The organism is Mesorhizobium sp. WSM4814 (assembly GCF_055811595.1).
Genome location: NZ_JBVVQT010000011.1, coordinates 116,224 through 134,058, shown reverse-complemented (window position 1 = coordinate 134,058; position 17,835 = coordinate 116,224). Strand labels below are relative to the sequence as shown.

Annotated in this window: 13 protein-coding genes and 2 pseudogenes; 1 reads left to right on the top strand and 14 read right to left on the bottom strand. The window is 58.0% G+C overall.

The window, feature by feature from the left end; translation table 11 throughout:
* Positions 1–184: 184 nt before the first annotated feature.
* The 8 genes and pseudogenes from ehuA to AC0L2V_RS18330 all read right to left on the bottom strand — a co-directional run.
* Positions 185–995 (bottom strand): annotated as a pseudogene (gene ehuA / locus AC0L2V_RS18365) (ectoine/hydroxyectoine ABC transporter ATP-binding protein EhuA).
* Entirely contained in the window at positions 992–1,519 is a 528-nt protein-coding gene (locus AC0L2V_RS18360; protein WP_473520818.1) for an amino acid ABC transporter permease, read from the bottom strand. The pseudogene ehuA and the gene AC0L2V_RS18360 overlap by 4 nt, the downstream one beginning before the upstream one ends.
* Before the next feature lie 141 nt (positions 1,520–1,660).
* A complete protein-coding gene (locus tag AC0L2V_RS18355) occupies positions 1,661–1,918 on the bottom strand; it encodes a hypothetical protein (RefSeq protein WP_473520817.1) in 258 nt (85 codons plus the stop codon).
* Positions 1,878–2,771, bottom strand: a complete 894-nt coding sequence (locus AC0L2V_RS18350) for an ABC transporter permease subunit (protein WP_473520816.1) — start codon at positions 2,769–2,771, stop codon at positions 1,878–1,880. The genes AC0L2V_RS18355 and AC0L2V_RS18350 overlap by 41 nt, the downstream gene beginning before the upstream one ends.
* Positions 2,710–2,961, bottom strand: coding sequence for a transporter substrate-binding domain-containing protein (locus AC0L2V_RS18345; RefSeq protein ID WP_473520815.1), 252 nt, complete (start codon positions 2,959–2,961; stop codon positions 2,710–2,712). The genes AC0L2V_RS18350 and AC0L2V_RS18345 overlap by 62 nt, the downstream gene beginning before the upstream one ends.
* Complete coding sequence (locus AC0L2V_RS18340) at positions 2,943–3,308, bottom strand: hypothetical protein (protein ID WP_473520814.1); 366 nt, start codon at positions 3,306–3,308, stop codon at positions 2,943–2,945. The genes AC0L2V_RS18345 and AC0L2V_RS18340 overlap by 19 nt, the downstream gene beginning before the upstream one ends.
* Before the next feature lie 45 nt (positions 3,309–3,353).
* Complete coding sequence (locus AC0L2V_RS18335) at positions 3,354–4,358, bottom strand: M24 family metallopeptidase (RefSeq protein ID WP_473520813.1); 1,005 nt, start codon at positions 4,356–4,358, stop codon at positions 3,354–3,356.
* Between the two features lie 49 nt (positions 4,359–4,407).
* Positions 4,408–4,467 (bottom strand): annotated as a pseudogene (locus AC0L2V_RS18330) (hypothetical protein); the annotation flags it as partial.
* Between the two features lie 934 nt (positions 4,468–5,401).
* On the opposite strand from AC0L2V_RS18330, the gene AC0L2V_RS18325 reads away from it, so the two are divergent.
* Positions 5,402–7,891: a GcvT family protein gene (locus AC0L2V_RS18325; RefSeq protein ID WP_473520812.1), complete on the top strand. Its 2,490-nt coding sequence runs from the start codon at positions 5,402–5,404 to the stop codon at positions 7,889–7,891.
* A 482-nt stretch (positions 7,892–8,373) separates the two neighbouring features.
* Here AC0L2V_RS18325 and AC0L2V_RS18320 read toward each other — a convergent pair whose 3' ends face one another.
* From AC0L2V_RS18320 to AC0L2V_RS18295, 6 genes are all read right to left on the bottom strand, one after another.
* Positions 8,374–9,537 carry a M20 aminoacylase family protein gene (locus AC0L2V_RS18320; protein WP_473520811.1) on the bottom strand — a complete coding sequence of 388 codons (1,164 nt, stop codon included), beginning with the start codon at positions 9,535–9,537 and terminating at the stop codon, positions 8,374–8,376.
* Positions 9,538–9,887: 350 nt separating this feature from the next.
* Entirely contained in the window at positions 9,888–11,573 is a 1,686-nt protein-coding gene (locus AC0L2V_RS18315) for a GMC family oxidoreductase (RefSeq protein ID WP_473520810.1), read from the bottom strand.
* Positions 11,574–11,629: 56 nt separating this feature from the next.
* The gene (locus AC0L2V_RS18310) at positions 11,630–12,910 is read right to left on the bottom strand and encodes an NAD(P)/FAD-dependent oxidoreductase (RefSeq protein WP_473520809.1); all 1,281 of its coding nucleotides are present in this window, start codon (positions 12,908–12,910) and stop codon (positions 11,630–11,632) included.
* A gap of 876 nt (positions 12,911–13,786) precedes the next feature.
* Positions 13,787–15,076: an ATP-grasp domain-containing protein gene (locus AC0L2V_RS18305; protein ID WP_473520808.1), complete on the bottom strand. Its 1,290-nt coding sequence runs from the start codon at positions 15,074–15,076 to the stop codon at positions 13,787–13,789.
* A gap of 667 nt (positions 15,077–15,743) precedes the next feature.
* Positions 15,744–17,240, bottom strand: a complete 1,497-nt coding sequence (locus AC0L2V_RS18300) for an aldehyde dehydrogenase family protein (protein ID WP_473520807.1) — start codon at positions 17,238–17,240, stop codon at positions 15,744–15,746.
* A 161-nt stretch (positions 17,241–17,401) separates the two neighbouring features.
* On the bottom strand, positions 17,402–17,821 hold the full coding sequence (locus tag AC0L2V_RS18295) for a DUF2267 domain-containing protein (RefSeq protein ID WP_473520806.1): 420 nt from the start codon (positions 17,819–17,821) through the stop codon (positions 17,402–17,404).
* Positions 17,822–17,835: the final 14 nt, after the last annotated feature.

The following is a 17,835-nucleotide window of genomic DNA, read 5'->3' as shown; positions in this document are numbered from 1 at the left end:
GTCATCGGCCAGCAAGACTTCCGGCAACGAGAGGAACGGCGCCTAGATCCACCAAGCCTCTAGCGCCAAAACTTCGGTTGACCGATCGGGACGTGCTTAAAAGTAACGTGGGAACGCTCCACGGCCGTAGTCGCTATGCGGGTCAAGGCCACGGAATTGGGGACGAAGACTCAACACGGATCTTTCAAACCGCTTCCTTGACGGCCGAAAGGAACTGCTTGGTGCGGTCGCGCTGTGGGCTGGTGAACAACGTCTGCGGGGGCGCCTGCTCTTCTATCGAGCCGCCATAAAAGAAGCAGACGCGGTCAGAGATGTCGCGAGCAAATCCCATCTGATGGGTGACCATGATCATGGTTAGATTGTGCTCGGCGACCAGCTTTCGAATGACCTGTGTTACCTCGCCGATGACTTCGGGGTCGAGGGCGGAAGTGACTTCGTCGAAAAGCATCACCTTGGGCCGCATCGCCAACGCGCGGGCTATCGCCACGCGCTGTTGTTGCCCCCCAGATAGACGGGAAGATGCTGGTCGCGCTTGTCGATCATACCCACCATTTTCAGGAGCTCTTCGGATCGCTCAAGCGCCTCTTTCCTCGAAAGCCCCAGTACCTGGACTGGGCCTTCCATACAGTTCTGGATCGCGGTCACTGCGGAAACAGGTTGAAGTGCTGGAAACACATCCCGATCGAGGAGCGAATCTTCCGCTGGTATCGCTCGTCTGCCGGCACAAGGATCCCATCGCGGGGCATGTGTGTCAGCGGCTTGCCGTCGACGTATATCACGCCGCCATTGATAGTTTCGAGCGTCATAAGGGCTCGCAACACCGTGGTCTTCCCGGACCCTGAGGGCCCTATAATGGTAACCATCTCTCCTTCGGCCACGTCAAAATCGAGGTGGCTGATGACGTTGAGCCTTCCGTAGCTCTTGCTGACGTTCATGAACCGGACCATGGGGCGGTCATGCTCCGGCAGTTCGAGGGGATAGTCAGTATTGCTCATTTTACAGTCCTAGTCTCACCCGCAGCCGTCGTTCGAACATCCTGACGAGTCCGGCCGTCGGAATCGAGATCAAGAGGAAAATCAGGCCAACCAATGTAAAAGGTTCCAGATACCTGTAGTTTCTCGGACCCTAACGCGTTGGCCGTGTGCATTAGCTCCATGACACCAATTACCGATAGCATGGGCGTGTCCTTGAGGATGCCCACCAGGTAGTTGCCGAGGCCGGGCACCGCAGGCGCAAGCGCCTGCGGGATAATGATGCGTACATAGGTGACGCGGGGGGACATGTTCAGCGCACGGCACACTTCCCATTGGCCGGGAGCCACGGAATTGAGGCCTGCGCGGTAAACCTCTGAGAGATAGGCCGAATAGTGCAGACCGATCGCAATGATGCCGGATATCCAGGGCGACAGGAAAATCCCGAACTGGGGTCCGATATAGAAAACAAAGAAAATCTGCAGGACCAAGGGCGTGGACCGGATAAATTCAATCAGCTCCTGACGACAAATGTCAGTGCGGGCCACTTTGTGCGTTGCGCAAGAGCGAGCAGCAGGCCGCCGACCAGAGCAATTGCATACCCGACCCCGGCCGCAATCAACGTGTTGAGGGTAGCCCACAGCAACTGTGGCAAATCTCCCACGTAAAGTCCCAGCGCCAGTTGAATGTCATGCCCTTCCAAGCCCCCGGGCAACCAAGCGTTCCGCCCAGCGCATCGTCGGGGTTATGAGGAACCTGGCGAGGATGTAGTAGATAATCAAAGCTGTTCCAAACGCCTGTGCCGACAGATAGGTCGAGGCGTTGATCTGGCGTGTCTGGAACATGAGATCGGCGACCGAGATGAGGGACACCAGGGCGGTTCCCTTGAGAAGCTCGATCAGGAGATTACCCCAAGGCGGAAGCATGATCGCCAGCGCTTGCGGCAATATGATCCTGCGCATCCTTGCGGCATCGACAGCGCGGTTCCCGCTTCCATTGTCCGCGCGGAACTGACTCAATGGCGCCACGCACAATCTCGGCGCCATAGGCATCGATATTGAGGCCGACGGATATGTAGCCGGCGGTGAAATTCGGAAGCGTTATACCAAACAGCGGCAACACGAAGAAAATCCAATATAGCTGCACTAGCAGCGACGTTCCGCGGAAGATTTCTATGTAAACAACGCTAATACTCCGGATAAGCCACTTGCTCGACAGTTTGCCGATGCCGGCGGCCCCAGCGGCAGCTACAGCGACCAGTGTAGCAAGCAAGAATTGCGCGCATGTGACCAAGGTCCCCTGTAAGAGCGCCTGGCCATAGCCTTGAAGAAACTCCAAGATTGACATTCGCCATCCTGCGTCAGCGGTTTGCGCAACCCACTCCGCACTCTTGCCATTTGGTAGCAGCTTTGCGTCGTAGCCATAGGCCTCGACAGCCTTCATCATCTCGGGAGTATCGATGTATTTTTTCTGAGCCTCATTGAACTTCTCCACAAAGTCCTTGTCCGACTCTCGGAAGGCTATGCTCACCCAGTTTTGAGATGATTCCGGCATCGCATCCGGGTCTGTCACCTCAAGTTTTCCACCCGATTTGCCAGCCACAGATCGAGACAAGAGGTATCCCGATGCCCCGGCATCTGCTCGTCCCGCCTCGACCGCTGCAAGAATTTCTGTCTGTCCCGGCACTTGCATGATTTGAGCTTCCGGAACTCCTGCCTTTTTTGCTTGCTCTATATTGCTATATCCTATGCCGGTCACCATAGTCGCGCCCTTGGCTGCAATATCTGCATAATTGTGCACCTTTAGGATTGCCAGCTTTGACGATAAGCGCATCTGTCACTTTCGCCAAAGGCTCGGAAAATGTAACGCTCTGGCAACTCGATTTAAGGATGTACAGACCCCCCGTAGCCATATCGAACCGTCCAGACTGCAGTCCGGGTATAAGTCCGCCCCAATCTGTCACGACGGTCTCTACACTTTCGTAGCCCATCTGCTAAGCACGCCGAGAGCAATCGCGTTTACAAATCCTACCGGGTGACCATTACTGTCCGGAAAGGCGAACGGCTCTTCGTTCGCGAAGCCGATCCGGATGGACTTGCCGCTGGCGACTCGGTCGGTTAGTTCTCCTGCTTGGACCTGAAAAGCGGCAAGCGCGACGGCAAGGCCCAAGCCAGCCGCAATGTATGAAAGTCTGATCTTCATTTCTCGTTCCCTTCTTATTGTTGAATTATCCAGCAGCCCGGGATGGGCGTTTCCAGCTTTGTAGAAGCGTCTTTTTTGCAGAAGCTGATCTCCTATTTCGTTGAGTAACAAACCGGTGTTGGGCGATTGCCGCATAGTCCGGACACCAAGGCGTCATTCGAAAAGCCAATGGGCTAATAATCAGTCGATAACGACCAAGCGGCGCTCCACATCGCAGAAGCGCTGGCCACCTTTCGCTCCGACCACGAAAGGTTCTGAGATCGCTGCGCCAAAATCGTCGAGCCACACTCCGGACTGGAAGTGGAAGCACATTCCTTCCTGCAATAGCGTTGTTTCACCCGCGCGGATGCTGATAGTGCGTTCGCCCCAGTCCGGCGGGTAACCAACACCGATTGAGTAGCCGACGCGGCTGTCTTTGCTGTAGCCATTCCTTTTCAGTGTGCGTTGGAACACGGCGGCTACCTCTTCCACCGCCACGCCCGGCTTGGCCGCTTCGAGTGCGAGATCGCCGCCTTCAACGATCACGGACGCCAGACGCGAGATTTCTTGTGGCGGCTGTCCGACGTGAATTGTGCGGGTCAGGGGCGCGTTATAGTGGCGACGTGCCGCGCCGAGCTCCATCACGACTAGGGCTGACTCGGGGATCGCCTGGCCCGTCCATGTGAGGTGGCAAGTGCTCGTCCCCTCACCAATCTGGATTAGGGGACACAGACCAGTGTAGTCGCCGAACTTGCCCTCACCCAAGATCTGATTGCGGTAAATGTCCCCTACGACCTCATAGTCGCGAACCCCCGGCTTGAGCTTCGCAATCGCCTCTCGCATTGTTCTGCTGATGATACGGCCCGCCTCTCGCATATAGACAAGCTCGGCTTCTGACTTGACGAGCCTCGCCCAGTTTACAAGTTCCCGGCTGTCCGAGATCTTCGCATTGGGCAGGCCTCTAACGAGGTGCTGATGAGCCCGCGCGGTATAGTAGTGAGTGTCGAGCTCGACGCCGATGCGGTCGGAACCCCAGCCTTTGGAATTGATGAGCCCGCACAAATCATCGAAAGGATGATTTTCCGGATGGTGAACCAAAGTCTCCGCGAATCCGAAGATGTTCTCGGCTGGCAGGTTTGTTGTAACGGTAGCCGATTTTGCGTCGATCGGGCGCCCGAACCAAAGAGGCATATCCTGCGTTGACATGGACTAGAACTGCCTGTGGCGTGTAGAAGGACCAACTGTCGTAGCCCGTAAGCCAGTACATATTGGCTGGATCCTGGCAGATGAGGAGATCAAGACCAGCTTTTTGCATCCGCTTCTTCGTGTCCTGAACGCGCCGGTCGAACTCCTCACGCAGAAAAGGTTTTTGGTAGCTCATGCTTATGATCCTCCTCGAAATTGAGCATGTGCGCTTTTGAGTTCGCCCAAGCTCGTGCGGCCCAGGACAACCGCAGGCGACGCCCGGAAATCTTGATGCCCATTCTCACTGTGGCATCCCGCAATCCCAGTTTTGCTTGTGTTGCGGGTGCTCAGGCGAGGATTTGTCTCAAGGCATTCTCAGTCAAATGCAGTGTTTATATCGGCATCATCTCGCTTCGAGATGCCGGGGCCTGCGTACAAGAAATTGCGCGTTGAAGAATGCCGCTGGATTCGATTAGGGACGCCCATGACATCTGACGTACTGGGCCATCTATGCCCCATGGTGTTCATGTGGAATCAGTCTTCGGCTTGGGCACCGGCGTTTACGACAATCGTGGCGGCGCGAAACAGCCGGCATGCCGGGAACCGCTGCCCAAGGGCCCGATATTTATAAGGACGGCGGCGTCCTTATGACCCCTTCCCGCACGTGCTGGGCAGGAGGAAAAGCGCTTGCCCCTGGCGGCGGTCAGGAGGCGCTTCTCGAGGCGTAGCGCTTACCAGGCGAAGACCATGGCCGAGGTCGCCTACGACCTTTCACCGCTTATGTGTAACCCGCCCGCAATCTCCGGTGCCGATCTCGCCGCTTTCCGACGCCAGAGTCACCATCACGATTATATTGTAGCGTCGGTCGGCGGCGCTCCAAGCATCGCCACATTACCGTAGTGCATTCTGCTGGAGTCACGCTGCATTGGGCCGCCTTGCGGCGCAGAAATACTGCACTCCTGGTATGCAGATCAGCGGAAATCAGAGCATATCCGACAATATTTTATTGGCCACGACCAGTCCGCCTTAGCCCGCGTTTTCGCCCAAGCTCCAACAGGTTTCAAATGGCCAGCAAAGTACCATCGCATGTCGAATACGTTGTCATCGGAGGCGGCATTATCGGCCTCTCGATAGCTTATCACCTGACACGTCTCGGCCACCGGGACGTTCTGCTTCTGGAGCGCGACCAACTGACATGCGGCACGACCTGGCATGCTGCGGGCCTGGTGACGCAACTCCGCGCCAACGAGACCATGGCAAAGCTCGCTCAATACTCTGCGGATCTGTTCAGGGACCTCGAAAATCTAACCGGTCAGGCAACTGGTTTTCGGCAAACCGGCTCCATTACTGTCGCCGCGACCCAGGACCGCCTTGAAGAGCTTAAGCGCGGGTCTTCGATGGGCCGCTCGTTTGGCCTGGACGTGGAGATGATAAGCGCTGCGGAAGCCCAACGCCGCGTTCCATTGCTCGATGTCAGTGATGTCCTTGGGGCGGCATGGATCGCTTCCGACGGGATGACCAACGCTATCGATACCGCCCGTGCTTTCGCAACTGGGGCGCGGCAGGGTGGAGCAACGATCCTTGAGCGGACACCTGTCACACGCATCCTCGTCGAGAAGGGCCGTTTTGTCGGCGTGGAGACCAGTCAAGGAACGGTCCGTGCTGAACACGCGGTCATCTGCACCGGCCTGTGGACGCGGAATGTGGCTGCTGAACTTAACTGGTCGGTGCCGTTGCAGGCGGCCGAGCATTTCTATGTAGTCACCGAGGCAATTCCCGAGCTACCCCATGATTTGCCGACGATCCGCGACATGGACGCGCGCGTCTATGCAAAAGCGGACGCCGGCAAACTGCTCGTGGGGTTCTTCGAGGCTAAAGGCAAACCTTGGGGCATGAACGGCATACCGCAGGATTTCAGTTTCGATTCCTTGCCCGAAGATTTCGACCACATCGAACCATATCTCTCTGCGGCCATCGAGCGCATGCCCGTCCTGGCAAATGTTGGCCTTCAGCTGAATTTCAATGGCCCTGAGAGCTTCACGCCTGATAACCGGTTCCACCTCGGGCCATCACCTGAAATTCAAGGTCTGTATGTCGCCTCTGGATTCAATTCCTGCGGTATCGAATCCTCGGGTGGTGCGGGCAAGGTCATGGCAGAATGGATGTCGACAGGCTTGCCGGCTGGAGACTGCTGGGAAATGGACGTCCGCCGATCAATGCCCTTCCAGCGCAACAGGCGGTATCTGTACGATCGCACGGTGGAGGCGGTAGGCAACCTCTGGGCACTTCATCTGCCGCATAAGTCAGCGAAGACGGCACGCAACGTTCGCACGTCGCCCCTACACGACCGCCTGGCCGTAGTCGGCGCGAATTTCGGTGAAAGCGCCGGGTGGGAACGCGTCCAATGGTTTGGCGCGCCTGGATCGTCGAAAGAAAACCATGCAACTTTCGGCCGGGACGAATGGTTCGAGCGGAGCGGCGCGGAGCATAGGGCCACCCGCGCCGGGGTCACTCTCTTCGACCAAACCTCCTTTGCGCATGTTTTGGTACAGGGGTCAAATGCCCTTGCGCTGCTACAGCGCTTATCCACGAACGACGTGGACGTGGCGGTCGGCCGCGTCGTCTATACGCCCTGGCTCAATGAGCGAGGCGGTATGGAGTCTGACGTCACCATCGCACGGTTAGGTGAGGAGGAATTTCTTGTCGTAACAGCGGCTATCCAACGGACCCGTGACCTCTCCTGGCTGCGATTGCATGCCAAGGGAGCCGGCCACGTCTCGGTTGCAGATGTCTCATCCGGATACACCACCCTGTCCGTGATGGGTCCACGATCGCGTGAGTTACTGCAGCGCGTCAGTCCTGCGGATTTTTCTAACGAGGCTTTTCCCTTCGCAACGGCTCGTGAAATCGAGGTCGGCTACAGCCTCGCGCTCGCGTTCCGGATGACTTTTGTCGGCGAGTTGGGGTGGGAACTTCACATCCCGACCGAACAAGCACTTGGGGTCTACGACGCTCTGGTGGCCGCCGGTGCCGATCTCGGCCTAGGCCACGCCGGATATGTTGCTCTCAACACGCTGCGCCTGGAAGCGGGCTACCGTGACTGGGGTGCAGACGTCGGTGATGAGGACACCCCATTGGAATCGGGACTGGGGTTTACCGTCGCCTGGGACAAGCCTGACAATTTCATTGGACGCGCTGCACTGGAGGCCCAGCGGGGCAAACCTCTGCGCCGGCGGCTGGTCCAGTTCGCTGCCCCAAATGCCAAATCGTTGATGTTCGGAACAGAGCCTGTCTGGCGTAACAGCAGCCTTGTCGGTTACCTTCGCTCAGCCGGATTTGGCCACACTGTGGGCTGTGGTATCGGCATGGGGTATCTCACGGCGGAAGGAGGGGTGACAGCTGATTGGCTGTCCGGAGGGTCATTCGAAATCGAGATCGCTGGTGAACGCTATTCCGCCATAGCTTCTCTGCGGCCATTCTATGACGCCGGACGCAGCCGCGTGAGAGGCGAGTGGCGTGCTGTGGAGGAGCTGGTTGCAAAGGAGCTCCTCTAGGCCTCAGACTAAGACTGCGCAATCTTGGACGACTTAGCTGCGCTTCTGGTCGACTGGCGCGCGTTGCATCGGGTCGCGGATAAAGATGCCTGCACGCGCCTCTCGGCACGGACGTTGTTGTGCTACAGGCCAGCTTAACGTTGGCCGACAGCGGATCCGGATAGGCCGGACACGACGTACGTTACCGCCAAAGTAAAGTACTCACCGGCCCGAACGGCAGCAGTGTGCTCTGGCTTGCATAGGTCGAACGGCAGCTCACGGGCTCGTCTCGCGAACCATGATCCGGTTTCGGGTCGCTCGCTGACCATGCCTCGGCCAGGTGCATGGCGGCAACTGGCCACTTTCTGGAATTTTGCACGGCACCCAGATTGCTCAGTTTGAGGACGGAGCTGGATTGTCATGCCTCACGATGGCGGCCAGTAAGCTAAGCTAACAACGCTGCGTAGCTATCTGATGATCGCGCTGGACGAGACTAAGCAGCGCTAACCGGCCAAGCCGCCTTCCACCAAGTTGACCCAGTAGCCGATCCCGTAAGGGAGTGCATTGTCATCGAAATCGTAGGTCGGATTGTGCAGGCCCGCGGTAGGTCCGTTGCCGAGGAACAGGAACGCGCCAGGTCGCGCCTGCAACATGTAAGAGAAGTCCTCCGAGACCATCACCGGCTTGACCTGCTCGTTGACCGCCTCTCGCCCTACAAGAGCGCGCGCGGCTGCGGCGGCCAATTCGGTCGCCGCAGTATGGTTGAACGTCAACGGCTCGAGACGCCTATGCCGATATTCCACTTTAGCCCCGAAAGCTGCCGCGATATTTTCAGCGCAGACCTTGATTTGCGTTTCAGCAAAATCACGCAATTCTGGCGACAGGCTCCTAACCGTTCCGCCCAGCGTCACGGACTCAGGTATGATGTGGTAGGATTCACTTCCGGTGAATTTCGGCACGGACACAACGAGCGCTTCCGTCGGATCGAGGTTCCGGGAAACCAAGGTCTGGAGCGCCGTGATAATCTGTGCTCCGACTACCACTGGATCTATGGTTAAATGAGGCGTTGCAGCGTGTCCGCCCCGGCCCGTGACAGTAATGTCAAACTCGTCGAGGGCCGCCATGATCGATCCGTCGCGAATACCGAACCTGCCCACGTCAATGCCTGGCATGTTGTGCATACCGAAGACTTGGGAGATATTGAACCTGTCCATCAAGCCTTCTTGCACCATTCGGCCGGCACCCTGCCCGTCTTCCTCGGCGGGCTGGAAAATGAGTGCAACCGAACCTTTGAAGTTCCGAGTGGCGGAGAGATGCTTAGCGGCCCCCAGCAGCATGGCGGTATGGCCGTCATGACCGCAGGCGTGCATCTTCCCCCCGATCTGAGACGTCCAGGGCTTGCCCGTAGCCTCGATGATCGGCAGTGCGTCCATATCCGCGCGCAGGCCAATCGTCGGTCCATCCCCGCCGGCGCCTTGAATAACCGCAACGACACCGGTTTCGGCTATGCCAGTCTCGATATGGTTTATCCCGAAGGAAGCAAGCTTTTCAGCGACGAAGCGGGCGGTGTTGTGCACGTTGTATCCGAGTTCCGGATTCTGGTGGAGGTGACGGCGCCAAGCGATAGCCTCCTCATGAATATTCCGGAAATCATCGACGCTGCGCATTCTTGTCTCCTGCACCAGGAGCAGACCCGCGCTTCGGATCTGCCCGCCTCCTCCGCGCACCCGGGCTCGGCACTCTAGATGCACGGTTCCGCGTCGCGTGTTCTGTCGCTGGAACGCTTCCAGGCTTGAACCTCCACAGTCAAATGCATTGTGTGTATTGACCCCATCTCGCTTCGAGATGGGGTCCAACTCCTCGCATTTCACGTGAGTGACGGACATCTACATAATCGGCCGTCGGCTAGTATTTGGCTACTTGACAGGTTCCGACTAGCCAGATTGATAGCGCGCTGAAGTTGCCGAGGTGCTTTGCGGCCGCTGGAACTTGATTACCTGCTTGACACACGACAACTTCATTGCTTCCCGCAGTCACGAAGTATGGCGTCAGACATTTTCTCGGCAACCATAATCGTTGGGATGTTCGTGTTTGCGCGTGGGCAGAATGGCATCACTGAAGCATCGGCGACTCTTAAACCCGATAGTCCATGAACGCGGCCACTCGGATCGGTCACGCTGTTCGGATCATGAGCAGATCCCATCCTGCAAGTTGAAGTGGGATGAAAGTTTCCAAAAACGTTTTGTCGCACAAAACGATCGAGCAGTTCGTCACTATTGAGAAGGTCGGCGATGCTGCACCCATCAGTGATGGCGAACTTGATCAGGCTTCGCCGAAGCGAAGAGGAACTATCCATAAGGGCCGCGAGAAAGGAGGTGAGACCGTAATTTAAACGGTTGTACTTGCCGATTCGCTTTGCTCGTCCAGTCCAGGTAGAAGGAAAGGGGTCAAGCGCCGTATGCGTCAAAGCCTTGTGGCCAATCAGTCTCGCAACGAATCGAAACGCGTTTTTTAATCGCTTAGCGTCGCGTTCGTCGCTCAACATGTCGAAATTCACCTCTGGCTCAACAAGATGAGAGGAACTCTTGAGCGAGACAGTTCCTGTCGAATAGACGCGGTTAACCCAGAAATTGAGCGTCCCCAAGCGTTTGCCAACAGGATGCCAGGCAGATTTCGCCAGAACCGAGATGGCCATATCGGTAGGTGGGCAGCCGTTGTGACCGGATGAATACCGGGCATGCATCTGGATATATCCGGTCGCGGTCGGGATCATGCGATCCGCCGGTTTCAAGTACGCCGAGATGGCGACCCCGGCATGCTCCTGCAGATTTTTTCCGACCCCTTCGACATCCGCCACGACTTGAATGCCGACCCCTGACAAAACTTTTCGCGGACCAATACCGGATCGCATCAGTATCGCGGGCGAGTGAATAGCACCAGCACAGAGGACGACCACTGTAGCATTGTAGGATTGGCGACCCGTCTTACTCTCAATATCCACGCCGGTTATTTGACGCCCTGCAATGGTTAGCCTTACGACCGTAGTCTCTGACAAAATTCTGAGATTTGGCCGAGCGCGGACGCTCTCTGGTAAATACGCCATCGCAGCTGATACACGGCGACGATTGATGTTTGTGAGTGGGACAACCGAGTGGCCGTCCCGGAACTCACCATTAAAGTCTGGCCGGAAGGGGATGTTCTCATCTTCGAGAGCCGTCGACACCGCGTTGACGAACCCAGACCACTCTCCTTTATCGGCACGGCTAATCGGCAGCGGCCCGCTGTTGCCATGAAAGTGGTCGCGAAAATCCAGATCGCATTCGAGTCGGCGGAAATATGGCAGGACGCCTTCCCAGTTCCAGCCCGTTGCCCCCCCAGACGCCCACTCATCATAATCTGCAGGCCCACCCCGGTTAGCGACCTGAGCATTGATACTTGAGCCTCCACCCACTACACGAGCCTGCTCATAGTGCACACGTCTGTTGCTATTTCGCACCACAGCTGCAGTAAGCGATGGCCATTGATACCGCTGATTGTAGTAAGCGCGCGTGGGGTTACCGTCGACAATGTCATCAGGAATTTCGTTCGGGGGAAAGTCAGGCCCAGCCTCAATGAGCAAGACGTAACTGCCTTTAGCCGACAATCTGTTCGCCATGACGCAGCCGGATGAGCCACCACCTACAATTATATAGTCAAACAGCAACAATTCCTCCCCATCTGCGCTCGCAAGCCAACCTCTACAGCCGAGAGCTCATCGGATCAGCGCCCCGGCGGCAAATGCGCGATCTGCGCACCTAGCTCATAGTAGCCTTCTCTGATTGCTCGAAAGGGCGCGCTCCGCGCCGAAGATACGGGCAGGAACATCCCGTCGAGCGGCAGCTCGCCGCTGACATGGCGTGCGAGCTCGCGGCCGAACACTGTGCCCGGCGCGATGCCTCGCCCGTTGAAACCCGTCAGTGCGATCATGTTCTCCGCCGGGAGGTGAAGGCGAGGCAGATGGTCGTTCGTCATGCCGATCCGACCATACCACTCGTGCTCCAACTCCACGTCACCGATCTGCGGGAAGAGCGCCCGGATACGCCGCCTCGCCCAGTTACGATGGATCGCGATTCCGGTACCGCGGAGCGCGCCGACGCTGCCGACGATGACGCGGCCGGCATTGTCTGTGCGAAAAGCTGTCAGCACGGTCCGGGTATCCCACGCGCCGTGCCCTTCGGGCAGGATCGTGTGGCGAATTCTGTGACTTAGCGGCGCAGTCGCAACATGGAAGAACGGCAGCACCACTTGTTCGCGGCGCAGCTCGGGAAGAATGCGTGAGGTGTAGGTGTCAGTCGAAACAACGGCCCACTTGGCCCGGACGTTTCCACTTTGCGTGGCAAGCCGCCAGACGCCGCCCTCGCGCTCGATGCGCTCGACCGGGCTCGCGGTGAAAACGGTCGCGCCGGCGGCAATCGCCGCGCCAGCCAGGCCGCGCACATAGGCGAGCGGCTGGATCGTCCCTGCACGGAGGTCGAGGAGACCTGCGGCGAAGGCCGAGCTGCCTGTCTTGGCACGCGTCTCGCCGGCATCAAGGATGTGAACCGGGGCGTCGAGCGCCTGCCACTGCCGCGCTCGCTCTTCGATTTGGGCGACGCCCTTCTTATCGGCTCCGCAGTGGATCGTGCCGGCCCGCTTCAGCTCGCACGGCATCTCGTGTTTGTCGACGATCTCGAAGACGGTGCGTGGGGAATCGCGCAGCAAATCAAGCAAACGGCCACCATAGACTGGGCCGAGCGTTTCCTTGAGGGTCGATGGCATCACCCAGAGGCCGGCATTTACCAACCCGGTGCTGCGCCCGGCGGCGCCAAAACCAATCTCGGCAGACTCGATCACCACAGCGTTCAAGCCCCGCTCGGCAAGGTGCAGCCCAGTGGAGAGCCCAGTGTAGCCGGCACCGACGATCGCCACATCCGCGACGACGTCGCCTACCAGCTTCTCCGTTGCAGGCGGCGGCGGAGCTGTCCGCTCCCATAGCCCATGCGACCGTCGATCGTTCAGCATTCTTTCCGTTCTCATTAAGGGCTCAACGCTGCCTCTATGCGCAGACACTCACCAAGCCCGGCAGGAGACCGAGCTCGCTGCCGGGCAGGTGCGCCTTGGGAGGAGGCGTAGTTGTGTTATTCTTTGCAACACCAGCCGCATCACGGCGGGTTACAAGCTTACAAGAAGAAGATCGAACCGCTCAAAGGCGCTTGGTACTGTAGCGCATGTAAGTACGCGAATAACGCAAATTGTCTCGCCTGCACGCAGGAAATCGGCTTTGCGCGGCGAGATGCGCCTAAAACCGGCGAGACACGCGCGCAGTAATTCTGACGACGCGCTCAGGAGGCAATGACGCCGGCAGCTAGCGGCCTCTGCTCCCGGAACGTGAGGCGTGATGCGGGCGAGCCGCCATCCCCGAACAGCTGAGGCAATCCCCGTAAATGCGGCCATATACGAAATTAACTCCTGCAATCGAGCAGGCGCGGCTGCAACTACAATGACGCTTTCCCCAGTTCGCATAGTGCGTTTGTCCCGTAGTTGCGCTTGGCCGCGGTCGCGAGCCTTTTGCCCCGCCCCCCGAAGAACAGCACGTCGGCGATCCGCGATTTGCGCACCTAGCTCATAGTAGCCTTCTCTGATGGCGCGCTCCGCGCCGAAGACACGAGCAAGAACATCTGTCGAGCGGCCGATCGCCGCGGATATGGCGCGCGAGTTCGCGGCCGAACACCGTGCCCGGCACGTCATTCAAAAGCTGCAACCATACCGCTCGGTTTGCGCTCCCAAGGCGCCCCAACTCGCAAAATCAGGCTGGACGGGATTGCTCACGGACGGCCAGTTGACGAGGTGCTCCCGTCTACTGCTCTCGACTGCACCGACACTCGGCGAAAGACACCTTTATCTGTCACCCTCACCGCACGCCGTCGGCGTTAAGGCGGCCACGGGTTGTTCCTGTTCGCCAGGGGCAGAAACCGACTTGATCGACCAATCAATCAAGGCCACCGCATGCCGAAGTATCGCGCCGGTCTGAGGGCGGCTCGGGGAAGCGGCGATGACGTGTCCCATCGTATCTCGGTAGTCGCCTTCCCTGATGATAGGGGTCTTGGGTTGAACATGCAGTTTGACCTCGGCGACACCTTCCACGGCAGCCGCTCGACTCTCGCCATCAATCCAGTCGAGGATGCCATCACCTTCAGGGAGGAGGAACCGCGCGCCCGCAACATGCGAACGGGTTCTTCGCAAGTCCCATTCTTCGCCGATAACAACTTTGATGTGCTCGGTGACGAGATCTACACCATAAGCTAACTTAACCATTTGAGGACCGGGCGCGCCAGCAAGACGCGGATTGACCTCAATGACGACTGGGCCACGCATTGTCCAGCGGAATCCAATGTTCGATGGTCCCCAGCCAAGGTCGAGAGCTTGCAAACAGGTCAGCGACACTTCGGCGACACGCTGCTGCTCGTCGTCAGTAAGCACGGCTGGATAGGTGCACCCACGATGAACAAAATGCGGTGGGCTGCCGAAATCAGCGCCGCCAATTCCAATGACCTCATCTCCCATTATATCAGCCCAGTAATAGGGGCCCTGGGCGAATTCTTCCACCAGTATTCTCGGCGAAGACCGCCATTTGTGCTTCCCACCCAACAGATGGGTCGTATGTTTAGTTAGTTCATCAACGTTGCGGCACAGTAGGACACCGCTGCTGCCGCTGCCCACGGCAGGCTTAAGAATGACCGGGAGGTTAATCTCCGCGGCACAGCTTTCGACGTCCGCGGCATTGGCTGCTAAGCGATAAGCCGGCATTGGAACGCCGGCCTCTGCGAGGAGCTGACGTTGAGTGAACTTGTCGCAGCACCGTTCAATGGCTCTGGGGTTCGGTCCTGGCAGATCGAAGGACCGGCATAGCTTACCTACCGTGGCGTAGGCCAACTCATCAAGACCTGTAAAGCCAGTGATGCCAGCAATGTCATAGGTTGCGCGCAGCCGGGAACATTCGCAGATCAGAGCATCGAGATCGTCGGTATCGACACTGATTGCCTCTGTACCGTCCGCCGTAAGATAGTCGTACTGGGTTGGATCAGCTGAGAATGTAATGGGATGAAGACCAAGACGCTTGGCCGCTCTAACGTATAGCCGGCCAATACTCCTATTGCCTTCCACCAGAATGAGAGCTTTTTTTGCCATTACCGTCGACCTCCGCAATATGCTGTGCGACGGCCTGAGAGGTAACCAGGCGTCGACTTGCTATTCGGCCTGCCGTCAGCCTTGTGGGCAAGCTACCATTCTCAGAGATCTGATTTCGCGAAGGTTTTGTTAAGTCGTGTAAATGATCTATTACAATTTTGGTCGCCTGGGGGCGATGACGATAGTTGCATGGGACATTCCCGCGGCGGGCTCACCACCGAGATCCATGCGCTTGTCGATGCCGAAGGGCCCCAATCGATCTCGTCCGGACAGGCGCATGACGGCAAGCCCGCCCTCGCCATGCTCGACGCCGTCCAGCCGATGCGATCCTGCTCGCCGACCGTGCTTACGACAGCGACGCCATTCGCGGCATCGCCGCAGAGAAAGGAGCCTGGGCCAACATCCCGCCGAAGAAGAACCGAACCCGCAGCTTCTCCCTTCAGCGCATGGGTCTACAAACAGTCAACCTCGTCGAGCGCTACTTCAACAAGGTCAAACATTTCAGAGTAGCGACCCAATAGGACCGCGATCCGCGAAACTTCTCGCAGCGATCAAACTCGCTTCAGTTCGCGTATGGTTGCGGGCTTATGAGTCTGCGGCCTAAAGCGCAAACCGCTGTGGCGCGACGCTGCCGTGTGAAAGCTCCCAGCCGGCCTGATGGCCCAGCTCACCCGCGAGACTTCCCAACGGGGGGTGGGCGACTGGCAATGACGGTCTGCTGTTGTGAGATCCGGATTCCAATATTTCTGGTTTGCACGTAGCCATCAAGTGCTTCCTGACCTTTCTCCCTGCCGTAGCCAGACCGCTTCACTCCGCCGAACGGCGTTTCTACGCCGCCGACGTACCAACCATTCACGTACACTTGGCCAGCCCAGAGGCGATCCGCGCTCCAAAGAGCCCGGTCGATATCCCGGGTGAAAACGCCCGCTGCCAAACCTTGATCCGTATCGTTGGCCAGTTCGATCCCTTTTGCCGGCTCATCGAAAGCAGTAACAGCAAGAACCGGACCGAATACTTCTTTCTGGAAAAGACTCCTATCAGGCGCGACGTCGGCAAATACAGTCGGCGCCATGAAATAGCCGCTTCGCTCCGAAAGTGCAGCTCCACCGGTCACAAGCCGTGCCCCTTGCGACAGGGCCATCTGGCAGGCTCTCTCGACTCCCTCTCTCTGCTTTTGAGAGATCAGCGGGGTGATGTCGCAGTTTTCGCGTCCTGGCCCAATTGAGAGTCCTTCGACGCAAGCCTTCACTCTTTCTACCGTTTCATCAGCGATTGAACGTTCTACAAGCAATCTTGTTAGGTTGTTGCAATTCTGGCCAGCATTTAGATACGTTCCGATACGCACCGCTTCCACGAGGGCATCGAGATCGGCATCGGAATAAACGACAGCGGCTGATTTGCCGCCCAGTTCCATGATGCAGGGTACGATGCGCTCCGCTGCGGCCTTGAGCACCGTTCGCCCGGTTGCCATGGAACCCGTAAAGACGATGTGGCGAACATCCGGATGATCGATCAGCGCCTGACCTGCAGTCTGGCCGTACCCAGTGAGCACATTCACGGCTCCGGCAGGCAGGCTCGCAGTCTCACAGGCACGAGCAAGTTCGATGCCTGATAAAGGAGCCAGTTCGGGAGACTTCACTACCACTGAGTTACCAGTTGCAATGGCGCAAGCTAGCGAACGGGCCGTCAATTCGAGGGGGCCGTTCCAAGGAACGATCTGGGCTGACACTCCGAAGGGGCTTCTGACCGTGTAGTCGACAAGATCCGCCCCCCGCGGAATAGAGCGACCTTCGAGCTTATCCGCCAAGCCAGCGTAGTACCGCAGGTATCTGACGGCCGTGCGAACCTCGCCATTGGCAAGGTCCAACGCCTTCCCAGTCTCCATGCAGTTGACGATCGCGACCTCGTCGCTGCGTGCCTCAAGTGCATCCGCGACGCGGAAAAGCATGCGGCCACGGTCGTATGGGTGCATGTTAATCAAAACGCGGTCGCGGAAGACGCGGTCAGCGGCAGCAACGGCGAGATGCACTTCTTCAGGTCCTGCCGCTGCGATAACCGCTATCGTCTCCCCGTTTGAAGGGTCATCAACCTCGATCCGTTTGCCGGACGAACAATCTCTCCACTCCCCATCGATGAAATTCTTGATCACTTCGGTAGGAGCCATTTTAGTTCCTATGGAAATCTCACATAAGTGCACTACTGCGGACGTAGATGTCGCCCAAGGAAACCGAATTTTGCCTAGGCAGGATTGCGAATGGATCGAGCCGTTTCGTGGAAAGGCTGTCAGCAATGGTTCCATGTCCACGTTCCTGGCGCAGACGTTTCTCAGACTGGCCAGAGGTCACGCAGCGCTCTTGGAGTGGCCGCCTTGGCTTCGTCGATCTCTGCTGCAGACAACCGGTCCGACAATTGGCTTAGGACCGAGCGGGCAACCTCTTCCGGATCCACTGCCCGGTCGCGGTGGACGCCGTCGTGGATGCGGTCGAGAAACGAATTCCGTTTTTTGGGTATGGCGCGGCGGCCGGGATGCCAACCCTCGTAGTAAAAGCCGCGCAGTAAAGCTGGCAGCTGCGCACCAATGTACACGGCTTCATCGCGGCCCAAGCAGTCGCGCAAGGCGTGCAGCGTCGCAATCAAGGCTCGGAAGACCCGCTCGCGATCATGCCAACGAAGTCTCCACGCCAAATCGCTGACCCAATTCTGGGTTGCCTGCAACGCGTAGTCGAGATTGTGGATCACGTCCATCTACGTTCCTGTCC